This window comes from uncultured Parabacteroides sp. (genome assembly GCF_947855115.1).
In the GTDB taxonomy this organism is placed as follows: Bacteria; Bacteroidota; Bacteroidia; order Bacteroidales; family Tannerellaceae; genus Parabacteroides.
The window spans coordinates 75,320-90,602 of the sequence record NZ_CANTZW010000010.1 but is presented as its reverse complement, the minus strand read 5'-3'; the positions used below and the strand labels follow the sequence as shown (position 1 = coordinate 90,602).

General features: G+C 36.9%; 14 protein-coding genes. All 14 read right to left on the bottom strand.

Annotated features, from left to right (window positions below; genetic code table 11):
- Positions 1-41 precede the first annotated feature (41 nt).
- The 14 genes from Q0110_RS08375 to Q0110_RS08310 all read right to left on the bottom strand — a co-directional run bounded on the left by Q0110_RS08375 (position 42) and on the right by Q0110_RS08310 (position 15,253).
- On the bottom strand, positions 42-1,208 hold the full coding sequence (locus Q0110_RS08375) for a MalY/PatB family protein (RefSeq protein ID WP_297905658.1): 1,167 nt from the start codon (positions 1,206-1,208) through the stop codon (positions 42-44).
- A gap of 5 nt (positions 1,209-1,213) precedes the next feature.
- Positions 1,214-2,080 (bottom strand): DUF3737 family protein, encoded by an 867-nt coding sequence (locus tag Q0110_RS08370; RefSeq protein ID WP_297905655.1) that lies wholly within the window; start codon positions 2,078-2,080, stop codon positions 1,214-1,216.
- Positions 2,081-2,088: 8 nt separating this feature from the next.
- Positions 2,089-3,162 (bottom strand): alpha/beta hydrolase, encoded by a 1,074-nt coding sequence (locus tag Q0110_RS08365; RefSeq protein ID WP_297905653.1) that lies wholly within the window; start codon positions 3,160-3,162, stop codon positions 2,089-2,091.
- A 616-nt stretch (positions 3,163-3,778) separates the two neighbouring features.
- Positions 3,779-4,984, bottom strand: a complete 1,206-nt coding sequence (gene wecC / locus Q0110_RS08360; protein ID WP_297905649.1) for a UDP-N-acetyl-D-mannosamine dehydrogenase — start codon at positions 4,982-4,984, stop codon at positions 3,779-3,781.
- Positions 4,985-5,008: 24 nt separating this feature from the next.
- Positions 5,009-6,163, bottom strand: coding sequence for a UDP-N-acetylglucosamine 2-epimerase (non-hydrolyzing) (gene wecB, locus Q0110_RS08355; protein WP_297905647.1), 1,155 nt, complete (start codon positions 6,161-6,163; stop codon positions 5,009-5,011).
- A 16-nt stretch (positions 6,164-6,179) separates the two neighbouring features.
- Positions 6,180-7,028, bottom strand: coding sequence for a polysaccharide deacetylase family protein (locus tag Q0110_RS08350; RefSeq protein WP_297905644.1), 849 nt, complete (start codon positions 7,026-7,028; stop codon positions 6,180-6,182).
- A 324-nt stretch (positions 7,029-7,352) separates the two neighbouring features.
- Positions 7,353-8,519: an ATP-grasp domain-containing protein gene (locus Q0110_RS08345; protein ID WP_297905641.1), complete on the bottom strand. Its 1,167-nt coding sequence runs from the start codon at positions 8,517-8,519 to the stop codon at positions 7,353-7,355.
- A gap of 1 nt (position 8,520) precedes the next feature.
- Positions 8,521-9,231, bottom strand: a complete 711-nt coding sequence (locus tag Q0110_RS08340) for a WecB/TagA/CpsF family glycosyltransferase (protein WP_297905638.1) — start codon at positions 9,229-9,231, stop codon at positions 8,521-8,523.
- A 12-nt stretch (positions 9,232-9,243) separates the two neighbouring features.
- Complete coding sequence (locus Q0110_RS08335; RefSeq protein WP_297905636.1) at positions 9,244-9,720, bottom strand: acetyltransferase; 477 nt, start codon at positions 9,718-9,720, stop codon at positions 9,244-9,246.
- A 90-nt stretch (positions 9,721-9,810) separates the two neighbouring features.
- Complete coding sequence (locus tag Q0110_RS08330) at positions 9,811-10,236, bottom strand: acyltransferase (protein WP_297905633.1); 426 nt, start codon at positions 10,234-10,236, stop codon at positions 9,811-9,813.
- Between the two features lie 31 nt (positions 10,237-10,267).
- Entirely contained in the window at positions 10,268-11,317 is a 1,050-nt protein-coding gene (locus tag Q0110_RS08325) for a glycosyltransferase family 4 protein (protein WP_297905630.1), read from the bottom strand.
- A gap of 8 nt (positions 11,318-11,325) precedes the next feature.
- Positions 11,326-12,387, bottom strand: a complete 1,062-nt coding sequence (locus Q0110_RS08320; protein ID WP_297905714.1) for an EpsG family protein — start codon at positions 12,385-12,387, stop codon at positions 11,326-11,328.
- A 107-nt stretch (positions 12,388-12,494) separates the two neighbouring features.
- Positions 12,495-13,562, bottom strand: coding sequence for a glycosyltransferase (locus Q0110_RS08315; protein ID WP_297905627.1), 1,068 nt, complete (start codon positions 13,560-13,562; stop codon positions 12,495-12,497).
- A 614-nt stretch (positions 13,563-14,176) separates the two neighbouring features.
- Positions 14,177-15,253: a glycosyltransferase gene (locus Q0110_RS08310; RefSeq protein ID WP_297905623.1), complete on the bottom strand. Its 1,077-nt coding sequence runs from the start codon at positions 15,251-15,253 to the stop codon at positions 14,177-14,179.
- Positions 15,254-15,283 lie beyond the last annotated feature (30 nt).

Genomic DNA, 15,283 nt, shown 5'->3' with positions numbered 1-15,283 from the left:
CCCTGGCACAACCTATTTTCATTCTCTATCATCACAGTTCTTCAACAAACATTACTCGTAAAATCCCTAAACCGTTCCAGCCCCTTTATCAGCGAAGAGCGTGGACAAGCGATATTCCAACGCATGAAACCTTCGCCTTCTGCTCCATACATCGTTCCGGCGTTGAGCCATAACTTCGCTTTCTCTATCAGCAAGTGCTCCAAATCTTCCGATGATTTACCTAACTTACGGCAATCCATCCATACCAGATAAGTGCCTCCCAAGACAGTTATCGGGAAATCCGGCAGATATTCCCTGCAAAAATCTTTCATGTATAAGTAATTCTGCCATAAATAATCAATCAGTTGCGACAGCCATTCCTCTCCCCCATTATAAGCCGCTACAGTAGCTATTACACCAAAAGGATTGACATCGCATACTTCGTTAATATTGATAGCCCGGTCTATCTTCCGGCGTAGGTTCTCATCGGAGCACACGATATTGGCGATCTGTAATCCAGCGATATTGAAAGCCTTGCTAGGTGACAAACATGTTACAGAATGTCGTAAGAATTCTTCCGAGATAGATGCGAACGGTGTAAAAGTATATCCCGGAAATACGAGTTCGCAATGTATCTCATCCGATACGACTGTCAGACCATTACGGATACAGATTTCGCCGATTCGGCTCAGTTCCTCACGTGTCCATACCCTTCCTGCGGGATTATGAGGATTGCACAATAACATGGCTTTTACCTTCGGATCTGCGGCTTTTCTCTCCAAATCCTCATAATCGATCGTAAATGTGTCATGGGCATAAGACAAAGGATTACAGATCATCTCACATCCGTTATTACGGATAGACGAGAAAAAACAATTATAAACCGGAGTCTGCACCAACACTTTATCTCCCGGCTCAATCAACGCTTTGATAACGGCAGAAATAGCCGGAACAACTCCGGAAGTATAAATCATCCACTCTTTTCGTATTTGCCAGCTATGCCGACGCATAAACCAACCTATCACCGCTTCGTAATATGAATCCGGTACTCGGGTATAACCAAAAATACCATGTTCTACACGTTGCCGTAAGGCTTCGATAATAACAGGCGCTGTACGGAAATCCATATCGGCCACCCACATCGGTAACACATCCGTATCCACGGCACTATCCCATTTATAAGAATTCGTACCAGTACGAGGCACTATTTCATCGAAATTATATCTCATATTCTTTATGCGGAAAAGCAAGTATGTTCATCCCATAACCTCAGTCGGCAATTACCCGGGGCCTTGATATTCTCGTCTAGGATTACCTCACCATAACTTTCGGCGGTGATGTTTCCGGTACGAGGATTCTTCACGCTACGGATCAAACTATTGATAGTTGCCTGCACGGAGCTGTATTCAAAGGCAAGGTCGCAATCATCTTCCATCGTACAGTTCTCCATTACAAGATCGTGGGCGTAACAAAGCGGTTGTGTGCCCGAGATCTTGCAATTTACCAAACGTAGGTTCTTCGAATGCCAACCCAAATACTCTCCATTGATCTCGGAATCGTATACGGTAACATCCTCCGTATTCCAAAATGCGTCTTTCGAGTTAATGACCGCATTACGGATTTCCACGTTCCGGCAATACTGGAACGAGTAGTTTCCATTTTGAGCGTAGTTCTGGATTTTAATATTCTCTCCGTGCATGAATAAATAATCAGCATTGTCTATTTGCACATTCTTCAATTCCACGTTCCGACAATGCCAAAGGGTTTCCTGAGCATTAGAAAGTTGTACGTTTTCCAATTTAATACCGTCCATCTCCCGAAACATCTTTGGGGCTTCCACCCGTGTATCTGTCATCATGAGGTTTTGAGAATACCATAAGGCGGCACGTCCACCTTCGGTAAACAGGCTATTCTTGATGGTGAAGCCATTCACGTGCCAGAACGGATATTTACCCTCAAAACGACAGCCTATCGCTATGATATTGCTACACTCTTTCAATGCCGACTCTCCGGCATGAATAACTACATTGTTCAATTGTAAATCGTGAGAGGCGAACAATGGGCGTTCTCCATCAAATTCCATATTCTTTATCTGTTGCATAATAAATCTTATTTAAAGTTTTCTACAAAGAACCGTTCAATCTTATCGAACGGGATGATATTCATCTGATCGTACAAATCGACATGATTCGCTTCGGGTATAATCAGTAATTCCTTATTTTCGCCTTTCAGCTTCTTGAAAGCATCCTCACTGAAGTAACGTGAATGCGCATTCGCGCCGTGAATAATCAATACTGCACTACGTATCTCATCACTATACGAGAGTATAGGCATATTGATGAATGATAGAGCCGAGGTCTTGTTCCACCCGCCATTCGAGTTAAGCGAACGTTTATGATAACCACGTTCCGTCTTGTAATAAGCATAGTAATCTTTCAAGAATTGGGGCGCATCATTGGGTAACGTATCAGGTAAGCCTCCCGCAAGGGCATATGAGCCGTTCTTTGCGTCGGTAGTACGCTGGTCATTGAGTTGCTTGCGCAATTCATAACGTGCGTCTGCATCCATCACATCGAAGTAACCTTTAGCGTTCACACGGCTCATATCGTACATCGTAGAAGTAACAGTCGCTTTGATACGAGTATCGATAGCCGCCACATTAAGAGCCATGCCTCCCCATCCGCAAATACCGAGAATGCCTATATTTTCAGCATCCACATCATCACGCGTCAATAGGAAATCGATAGCCGCACAGAAATCTTCCGTATTGATATCGGGAGAAGCTACATATCGAGGTTCTCCACCACTCTCGCCTGTGTATGATGGATCGAAAGCGATTGTTAAAAAGCCACGTTCTGCCAACACTTGTGCATACAAGCCCGAGGCTTGTTCTTTCACGGCTCCAAATGGCCCGCTAATTGCGATAGCTGATAATTTCCCCGTGGCATGCTTGGGTTTATACATATCGGCCACAAGCATAATACCATAACGATTGCGAAATGTAACTTTACTATGATTTACTTTGTCGCTTTGCGGGAATACTTTATCCCACTCCTGAGTTAAATTCAAGTTCTTGTCCATTGTATGATCGGAATTAAATTGGTTGTCCATAGCGAACAGGTTACCTGCAACGCAAAGGCATACTGCCATTGCCGTACATAATTTTCTTAATGACTTCTCCATGTTTTCCTCGTTTACTTTTACGATGGCAAAGATAGGGGCTCACACTACATCCCTTTGTAGACAAATTACGGATGTCATAACCTCAATTACAGGTTTCACGAAATACTTTAATAAATTATTGGCATTTGATAAAACTTTAATACCCTATTTGAACTTCCATCTTCCTCGGACAGCCAATAAGTACTTCGTAATAGCTTTTCAAGCAATAAAGCCAGTCAAAATAGAAGGTTAAAACTCATTTATTGGACACTTATAAAATAAATAAGGAGCCATATCATTTTGTAAAATAGACACAGCCCCTTGTAGCTAAAATAAATATCAAAAAATAAAAACGAACTTATAACCTCCAAGTAAAGCCATACCCAGTTGTTAATTTCGTTTTACTTCTTCTCCGAGTTTATGATTTTATGTTCTGCAATTTGATAGTTTTAATTCGAAACCGTATTCGAAGATAGTGTATCTTATTCGTTAAATGAAAGCTAAAACAGACATATTCTCTCAAAACAAAGTCAATCTAGCTTCATATTATTTAGTATCTTTATCTCTTAATTCCGAATCAAATAATATTGAGGTTGAGAAACATAATTTATAGCCAGGTTGATCCATCTTTACGTTTTTACTTTTTGAATACTCCGCAAAAATCCAATATGACTTTATCTTTTTTCCAAGAAAATCCTTTAAATTCATTGTGTGCAGTCAAGAATACCGCTATGTCGGCCTTTTTATAAGCCTCGTTGTAATTGGTAAGTTTAAAGATATTGTGTTCTTTCACATTCGGTTCAACCACCAGTATATTCGCATTGTTACAACTTTGCATTACTTTGGTAACGATATACTTAGCCGGGCTTTCGCGCAAATCGTCGATGTTCGGCTTGAAAGCCAGCCCCATCATGGCTACACAAGGTTTGCGATGATTTTTCAGTTCAAATTCCAACATGGCGTTTTTTACTTTCTCGGCACACCAGAATGATTTGTAATTGTTGATCTCACGGGCATCCGCAATCAGTTTACTTTCGGCCGGGAAATCCGCCGTAATGAAATAGGGATCAACAGCAATACAATGGCCTCCTACACCACAACCCGGTTGCAGAATATTTACGCGCGGATGTTTATTGGCAAGGTTAATCAATTCCCAGACATTGATATCTGCCTTGTCGCAGATTAAGGAAAGTTCGTTAGCGAATGCTATCTGCACGTCACGGCTTGAATTCTCTGTCAATTTGCACATCTCTGCTGTGCGGGCGTTGGTCTTGTGCAATTCTCCCTTTACAAATTGTTTGTAAAATCCAATTGCCTTTTCTGTAGATTCCGGATTCAAACCGCCAATCACACGGTCATTGTGTATTAGTTCATAAATTACGTTTCCAGGCAGTACCCGTTCCGGACAATATGCAATAAATATTTTACCTTCCAATTCCGGGCGTTCAGCGAAAATAACCCGGGTCATGGCCTCTGTTGTACCTATCGGAGAGGTGGATTCAATCACGTAGAGATCTCCTTCCTTCAATAAAGGAATCACCGCACGGGTAGCCGCTTCCACATAGGAAACATCCGGCTCATGATTTTCTTTGAACGGAGTAGGAACCACCATGAAATAAGCATCACTCACTTCCGGTTTCGTAGCAGCCTTCAGCATCCCCGTCCGGACCACCTCCTGTAACATTTCCTCCATGCCCGGTTCAATGATATGCAAATGACCGGCATTCGTCATTTCCACGACTTTGGGATTGATGTCTACCCCCGTTATCTGAATACCGTGTTTGGCGGCAATAATGGCTGTAGGCAGTCCGATATAGCCCAAGCCCATAAAACAAGCTTTCATTTTTTCCTTATTTTTTATTTTACATCATTCAATCAAAACCTTTGCTATTCTTCCACAAGCCAATCCATCGCCATAAGGGTTTACTGCCCGGCTCATTTTTTCATAGACGGCACTGTTGTCAATCAAGTCAGACACCTCGTTTACGATTTTATAGTAATCCGTTCCGACCAATTTCACTGTTCCCGCATCCAATGCTTCGGGGCGTTCGGTGGTATCGCGCATCACCAGTACAGGTTTACCTAGTCCGGGAGCTTCTTCCTGAATACCACCACTATCAGTCAATACGATGTCAGATTTTTCCATTAAATACACGAACGAGAGATATTCAAGCGGTTCGATGAAAAAGAGATTATCCAAAACGGAAAGGTTTTCACCGAATACTTCATGTATCGGTTTGCGTACATTGGGATTCAAATGCATGGGATACACAAAATCCGTTTCGGGATATTTCTCTGCCAGGGTCTTGATGGCCCGGCACATATTGATAAATCCATCACCGAAATTCTCGCGGCGATGCCCTGTTATCAATACCAGTTTTCTGTCACCGTTCAGACGATTCGTATCATATCCCGCATTTCGTAGAACTCCTGTCAGCATCACATCCAGAGTCTTGTCTTTCTTCATTTTATCCACGACCCAATAGAGCGCATCGATTACAGTGTTCCCGGTTACATGAACTTGCCATTCTTTCACACCTTCGTTTAAAAGGTTCTGACGGCTCAACGATGTCGGAGCAAAATGGTAAGTAGCTATACGACCTGTTATCTGCCGGTTCATTTCTTCCGGCCAAGGACTATAAATATTATGTGTACGGAGACCAGCTTCGATATGTGCAACCGGTATCTGCTGGTAAAATGCGGCCAAAGCCGAGGCGGTGGAAGTGGTTGTGTCACCATGTACTAATACCACATCTGGTTGTGTTTCTTTCAGCACGTCACGCATCCCCGTTAACACACGAGCCGTCACATCATAGAGGTCTTGCCCCTGCTTCATGACGTTCAGATCATAATCCGGATGGATGTCAAATATTCCAAGTACCTGATCTAACATTTCCCGATGTTGCCCAGTGACACACACCACTGTCTTCACTTGTTCCGGATATTTTTGAAATTCCTTCACCAGCGGGGCCATCTTGATTGCTTCGGGACGTGTCCCGAAGACTAACATTACTTTTTTCATCGTATATCTGTTTTCTTTAAAATTTCACAATTTTGGCGTTATTCCAATCAATAGATTTATCTGCAGTTTTTATGTCTACAAATTGAAAATCAGTCAGCCACTTACGTAATTTCTTTTCAGCTCCTTTCAAACCACAATAAGAGCGAAAACGACGAGTAATATCCAATCCCTCTACCATAGGTTGTCCAGCATCCAAGTCTCTCGGATGAATGTAACTAATCAGATAATCCTCATATTCTTTGGTCCATTGACTAATCATGAAATAGGGAAAAAAGCGAAAATACCCTCCACCGGAAAAAACGATATGTTTACCACCAATAGTTTTAAATGTAATAGGGAACTCCTTAATATCCATATCTCCTTTTTTAATAACAGAAGGTAGCCCTGTTGGGTAAGATGGCATACCACCATGAGCATGAGACGCAGGAAAAATAGAACTATCATATTTAATGCCACACTCTGCCAATACCTCAAATGCCCAAGGGACTTTTTCTGTAATGGAAAAACCTGGTGCACGAAATGCCTCCACCTTTTTCCCACTGATATCCTCCAATAATTTTATTGAGCATTCAACATCGTCTTTAAATTCTTTGGGTGATTGCTGCCATACTAACTGGTGATTCATAGTATGGCTACCTATCTGATATTTTTCTGCAATACGTCTAACAATATCTGGATAAGTCTTGGCAATCCACCCTATCACGAAGAATGTTGCTTTAGAATTTGTCTCATCTAAGATTCTGAAAATTCGATCTATATTCTTATAAATACGAACTTCATAATGTTTCCATTGTTCTTCAGTTCGTGTTGAATCATTGTCGAGAAGGTGAAACCACTCCTCAATGTCAAATGTGAGTACATTCATTAGATTGTCTATTTTTATATATCTATTTTAGATAAATGGTAACTTTGAAATCAAATTTTTGAGCAATAGATGGCATAATTACACTATCAATTTTCGAATGTGTTAGTAAAATATGAGCACAGCATATTCCCCATATCAAAACAAATAAGGTAAGGAACAAGGAGTTTTTTCACTCTATATAATACAAAAGTTTTGAAAGACTGGTATTTCTCTTAGCGAAACATTATCCCACTCAAAAAGAAATAGAGAAGTATGTGAAAGGCGTATATACTAATAGATATGAAGTCATTATATGCTCCATATTATAGTGAAGATTACATATTTTTATTTTATTAGTTTTGATTTTCTGAATTGGGGATTCATGTATTTAATCACTCCTTGCAGACATCCCATCAACATTGGCAACGGGTCTCTCCAAGAACCATCTTGATAAAAAACATTTCTACCAAAAAATTTAAACCATGACGGACGGAAACTAAATCGTTGCGGTGAAAACAAGAACCACATTACATCCAATCCCCAAAAGCGCATTTCTTTACCGTAATAATTACTATAAGTCCGGATTTCACGATTTTCTAAATCTGCTATTATCATTTCCGGATAATTAATTCCCGATATATAGGCGGCATGAATACTTGCCGGAACACGTGGGTTAATTTCAATAATTTTATATTCACCCGTTTTATCTTCCATGATATCGAAATCTGCAAATCCAACCCAATTCAAGGCCTCAAGAGTTTCTTTACACATTTGAACCAACTGTTCACTCTCTATCGTTTCACAATAACAGCTTGTACCTCCTTTTAAAGGAAAGTATCGACTAATTTTTATAACAACAGATTCATGACAATCTCCCTTTTTGTCTCGATAAAGCATCACATTATAATATATACCAGTATGATCCACAAACTCCTGCAATGTACAACGTCCGAATTCTTTAATTACAAATGGAAGTTTTTTACATAATTCATTCTCGTTATTAACCAATACAATCCCCTTTGCTCCGGAACTTATGTTCGGTTTGATCAGAGAAGGGAAGCCTACATAAGATGCTATTTCCTTGACGTTATTATTATCAACAAAAGAAGTACGCGGATGTGGAATATTGTATTTTTCACAAGTATCCATCAACTTTTCTTTATTGTGTGCCTTTATAAAAACATCATAGTCGGGAATAGCGCACATTGCCGATGTTTCTTTTTCTATTTTTCCTTTCTCTTTACTCAGTAATTCTGCACTATTGTTATACATAGGTATGATAATCTCATGCGGATTTCTTTTCAAGAAATCAATCAAGAAAGAGAGATACTCAAAGGAAGTTTCCAAAACCTTAGGGCACATAATCTTATGATCAATATATCGAGAAACGTATCCATAAGATAATTTGGATTCCATAAATCCGGTTACTTCATAACCACTGTTTTTCAAAGAACGGGCTACAGAAATAGCTTGTACCGTATGCGCATCCAACAATAAAATTTTTTTCTCCATCTTAATATTTACCTGTTTTCAATGCGATAACAAACCATACATCAGACAACACTCCTTTGAGTCTTTTTCTGGGCTCCCAAAAAGCCCTATACACACCTTCAAGTCCATGGTCTGAGAACCATTTAGGCGCCCTGCGTACACGATTAGTATATACATCAAAGCTACCACCTAAACCTTGGTAAATAGCAGGATGACTTTCAAACATTCTACGCATCAAATACTCTTGTTTAGGTGACCCCATTGCAACAAACACTATATCAGGTTTCTTTTTCGTAAGGTCATTAATTAGGTTCAATTCTTCATCTTCACCTTTTATGTAACCATTACGATACCCCACAATGTTAATCCTTTTAAATTCCCCTTTCAATTTAGAAACCGTTTCATCTATTACCTCTTGCTTCCCACCAACTAAATAAAAAGTTTTCTTTTGATAAAAACGTTCTACTATGTTCAACCATAATTCACAACCAGGCAGTTTTACGGCATTCTTAATACCTTTATACTTCAGAGCCATCACAGTTCCTATACCATCTGCATAACCAATATTGTCATTAATTATATTTCGAATTTCAGGATTTACACCTTTAATCTTTTTAGAATTGACAGCAACCAAAATACCTTTTTCTTGTTCTATAAAGTCTATCAATTCTTGATTTGACGTGAAAGGATAGATTTTAAGTCCATTCACGGTGACACGTTGTTTTTTTGTCATATAATTGTTGAGTTATTTTCTCCACTTGACGATTTTTGCAGGATTACCTGCAACCACTGCATAATCAGGTACATCTTTAGTTACTACGGAACATGCTCCAACAACAGCTCCTTTACCTATCCTTTTAACCTTTCCAAGAATTGTGCAACTATTTCCGAGCCAAACATCATCACCTATCTCCAAACGACTTTTAGGAAGATTACCTTGCTGACCTATGGTTAAATCTTTTCGTTCGAAAATATGGCCACCACCAAGTATTTTTACATTGGGTGCAACCATCACGTTATTACCTATTATTAGTTCACAATTTTGAAGGTGGAAATTCGCACCAAGCCCTGAACCATTCCCGATAGAGATTCTATTATTCCCAAAATAGACATGACGTTGGATATTAATCCATTTACCCGCTGATACAAAAATTCGCTTACAAAGGGCTTGTCTAAACCGTCTTGAAAGTTCTCCAATAAAAGGAAACTCCTTGTTTGGCAAAACATAACCTACTGAATAATAAATAATTATACACCCCCCAGAATAATATTAAGCATATATTAAAATTTATCCACTTTAAAATATAGGCGACTATTCTTTCAGAAGATAGCCAAACTTCCCTGTATGTATTCCACTACGAATAACATGAGCAGGATTTCCGACAACAATTGAATTAGAAGGTACATTTTTAGTGATAATAGTACCAGCCCCAATAATACATTCATCTCCAATTTTCACACCAGCCATAATAATAGCATTGACTCCAATAAAACAGCATTTACCTACATAGGTATCTGCATGAAGTTTTCGAGCAAAATCATGTGAAAATACAATTGCCCCCGAAGCAACAAATGTGTCCTCACCTATATGCACACCTTTAGGATTTACCTTATCCAATCGTGCACCGAAACTTATTCTTGCATTGGGATGAATATCCATACCATAGATTTTAGTAAACCAATAATATTTGGCTTTTATAGCTATCAAGCGTAGCCTCCCCCTGATAGAAAGTATCATATTCACAAATGTTTAATAATATATTTTTTGATTAGTTATAATAGCGTTCTATATCCTTTTCATACTTTTTGGCAACAGCAGAAGCCAAAAAATGTTTTATGGCATATTTATGATTTGTTTCAGATATAGCTTTCACTTTTTGAGGATTATCAATCATCCGACCAATAATTTCCGCATAATCTTCTGGAAGAAATGATTCGGTAAGTATTCCCATCTTTTCATTGACAAAGAAGTCTTTCACACCTCCTACAGGACGGGAAACAATGGGCAGTCCAAAAGCCATAGCTTCAAGAACAGACGTTGCCATCCCCTCCCCATGAGTAGGTAAAATATACAAATCACTTTCTTTGAATTGTTTTTTTATTTGTTCCCCACTAATATTACCATAAAAAACGACATCATTTATACCATGTTCTACTACATATTGCTTTGCCTCTTCTAGAGCGGAACCACTACCACAAACCGAAAGTTTTAAATTCGGAATTTGTTTCTTTAAGAGAGCAAATGTGTCAAGAGTAATAAAAATTCCTTTACTTTTCTCTATACGGGCTAAAAACAAAATTTGATATATTTTACCCTCTCTCACCTTAATATCAAAATTATCTATTAAAGAATCACTGACCTTCGTTGAAGTGAGTATAACCGGAATATTTAGTTTCATTTTCTCTAACGATTGTTTAAAATCACTACAAAGCACATAAATAAATTGACTATTTCCGTAATTACGTTGAAACCATATCGGATTTTTTTCGAATTGAGCTGCCACAGCATAATCCCATCCGTGTATAAAAGTAACGACTTTCTTACCAAAAAACTTGGCAGTTCGTAAATAAACCGCATCACGTTTTAGTTGATAACTACGTAAAGAAGGATTAACAATAACAAGATCTACCTTACAGAATAGTAATTTAATTACAAACATCAAGTAATCCGGTATCAAACATAAAACAGCTGGCACGTGGAGACGTTTACCATATACACAATAAGATATATGTTTTTTCCAATGAGGATGTAACCCCATGTAATGATTAGCCACTCCACCCAATATCTTGAATGAAGGGACTACAATTAAAATGTTCATTAAGAAAATTATTTATTAAAACTGAATTGATATAATAAATGATCTGTATTATCTGCTGTATAAAGCGATATCAGCAAGTACATACAAGTTAAGGCAAAAAAAGCCCAATTATAAACTGCATCAGGTTTTTTCTGTTGTAAATAACAGAATGTATAAGCAACAGCCAAAAATGACAGTTCATTAAAGTACATCAAAAATCTCATTAAATGCAATGATGATCTAAATAAAGGAGTCAGTATCAATCCTATAAAATATAGATTATAGATTGGAACAAATAGAGAATCCTTAAAATGTTCAGCTATCTTTTTAGAAAAGATAGTAATAATCACTCCTAACAAAACAAGAATATAATATCTTGGTCCAAGAGCTAATGATTGTTCATTTTGCTTAATAATAGAAGCAGCATCAACATATCTATTATAACCAATTAATTCCATTACCATATCTACTTTTGAAAGGATAAAACTAAGGCCTATTGCTTGTGGTAGTAGCTGTGCAATAACTATTAATGCTATTTTAATATCTATCCTACTAATCCAGATTTTATTATAGAAATAACAAACAAAAACAACAGGTAACATCAGTAATGCAGATGTGTGAAAGAATGAAGCGAATATGCAAGTTAAGGCTTTCAGTTTTAAATCCTTTAAAGAAATTGCATAAACAAGAATGGAAAGCGCTAAAATTTGTCGCATACCATTCATCCAAGAAAAATAATATCCTGTAGCAATTAAAAAAAGGATTAGGTATGCATATAAATATTTTTCTCTTCGCAATGCTAAAAAAAAGAAACCTATTTGTATCAAAGCAATAGTCCCAAGAAAAACTGTTGATGAGCATTTAAAAAATGCCAAAATTTTCATCAGTATAATAAAGCCAAATTCAGAATCCTTTCGATCTGAATTAAAATACTGTAAGACATGATTATAACTCTTAATGTATGACAAGCAATCTACTCCGACATCATATCTTACTGCAGAAAAGAATACAAAGATAGATAGAATAGTAAGTGTTGATCCCAATGTTAGATTATCACGATATCGTATACCTATGTAATAGGTTGAAAACATCATAAATCCATATACTAATATGCTGGTAATCATATTTCCAAAACGAATAGAATATTCATAAGTATTTTTCCTTTTACTATACCATTATGCTTTCATATAAGTTTTCCTCAAATATATTTATTAATTATCGGCTCTAAATATTGTTCTATAATATTTCTCCAAGTATAAGTAGAGAGTGATTCCCGAATGATTTTTTCATCCAATTGAGGCAATATAGAACTAACTGTATTTAACGCTTCTGCAAAACTTTCAGATGTACTATTTATTAATATTCCATTATCGTGTGTAATTAATTCTTTGTTACTAAGTGTTGCAGTAGCTATACAATATAGTCCGGAAAGAACATATTCAAATGTCTTTGTTGGAGGCTGATAATCATAGTAATCAGTACAAGGAATGTACGATATTCCAACATTACATCTGTCAAAAAAAGGCTTAAGTTCATCATAAGATTTTCGACCATGAAGTGTTACTACAGACTCAAGCCCACATTCTTGTACCATCTGCTTCAACATTTCAAGTTCTCCCTCTGTCCCATCACCTACGATATCATAAGAAAAAGAAATTGAAGGATATTTATTTGCAAAAAGAGCAACTCCTTTAATACTTTCGTCTATATTTCGTCCGGATAACGTTCCAACATAAAGTAAACGCATATCATTATAAGTTTTTGGCAAATCAGAAAGAGAATCTGCTCCTAATGGAAGAATTGAATAATGTGAAGATAATAGATCAAGTTTTTTGGCCAAACCTTTGGAAATGATAGTAACGTAATCATATACCTCACAAGCATCCTTAATTTTTACATCATATGTATTTCTTATCTTTGCATCTTTATTAACTGCCAACGTACGAATGTCCAAGATCATTTTTTTCCAAGGAAATAGTTTTTTATATATGGTACATCCCTTATAAAAAACAACCAGTACCACCTTCTTTGATAAGATTAGATACAATATTGCTAATAGGGTAAACATCAACCCTCTTAATATACGATTGGAAGATTTAGCACATACAATATTAACACCTTCCATAGTAATATCTTTTTTTTCTCCAGAACACAATGTTACAATAGTGATATCATACTTGTTTTTTAAGTATTCACACCATTTAAAGCTATCTGTCAAATCACCAAATTGATGCTTATCAATAATTAATAGTTTCTTTCTTTTCATTCTTTTGTTTGATAAAAACTTAAATACACCACCATTTTCACAGTATATGATTTTAAATATATCTTTCCAATACTTGTTCCCATATTACTGTGCTACTTACGAGCATTTTCTATTATTATCTCTTTGATATCATCTTCGAAAAGGTAATCCCTCAAAGTTTCAATCAAGTCTTCTAATTCACCAATAACACTATTCGATGCTTCCTTAAAAGCATATATATAATTTTATTCTATTATAATGATTTTATATTTTTTAATAAATTCGAGTTTATACCGTTTTTATTTTTAATAGTATATTCACCATCGAAACACTACCCTGCATTTTGACGGTAACAAACAGGTATTACAACATGGAATAAGATTTTGGGGATTATCCGAAAAATTAGGAAACTCATTTTGAGGAAGTAAATGATCGAATGTTCCTACTGTCTCCATTGTGTATGAGGCTAAGTAAACATTGTCATCCTTTCTCATCTAAGTATTCTTCTTAAATCTACAAAAAACGTACTGCTTTTTACAGACGAAAGATTCTTTTGAAAAGTAATAAAAAGTACCATACACAATTCTACTTCTTTATTGTATGTATGAAATTTCTACATCTATATTTTCAAAACACTACACTAATGAATAAATCTGCCACATCACAGTTTCTTTATCAAATTCCTCTCCTCGTTTTTCCGATAACTGAGAATATTTCTTCAGCAGAGATGGTTTTTTGATAAGTCTCTCTATACCATCTGCTATATCTTTGACATCATAATTACAGACTATACCAGCCTCGTTTGCGAGTAATTCATCTACTCCTGTTACATTGGTTGATACGATAGGCTTTCCTAAACAAAGAGCCTCACATACTACAGTTGGGTAACCTTCAGTATCAGATGTAAGCAGAAAAACATCTGCCGCTTTCATGTATGTGTAAGGATTAGTTTGGAATCCCTTGAACAGAACCATATCTTCTACTCCTGCTTTACGTGCTTGTTCTTTAAGTACAGATTCCAAAGGGCCAACGCCTAAAATCCAAAATTCTATATTCAATCCTCTATCTTTTAATATCTTCGCAATTTTTATAATACGATCTTGTCGTTTCTGCTCAGCCAATCTCCCCACATTGCAGACAGTGAACCTTTGTTTTTCCACTTCCCTTTCCTGCGCTCTACGGCAAATTTCATTATGGTCAATGAGATTGTACAATACTTGAGAGTTACCATTCAAATTGAACAATCTGTCCGCAACTTCCTTTGCCCCTTGTGACACACAAAGCACCTTATCCATGCTTTGATAAAATTTTGCTTCTTCTTGAGAATTCTTCCAATACTTTAAAGACCAATGGTTTACTTCTAAATTAACATGAATCCATGTAAGGTTCTTTAACGCATATCCTTTTAGTAAAGAATGATAGTATGCTGAAGGGCCTTCCATAAAGGAAATGATTACATCATAATAATTGGAACTGACTATTTTACTTAACATTGCTTTATGTATCGTTTTAAGTAGTGGTTTACACCTAAACAGAACTTTTTCCAAAAGAGATCGTTTGCCGGAATGAAGCCCTATCACCTTTACTCGCTTATCTATTTTAGTAAGATGCGTTCCTACATTATAGTCAAGCAATAAGTCAACCTTATAACTACTGTAATCAAAATTAGATAAGATATCGGCAAGTACTTTTTCTGCACCACCTCCATTCATCGTTTCGTGTATGATTAATATATTCTTTAT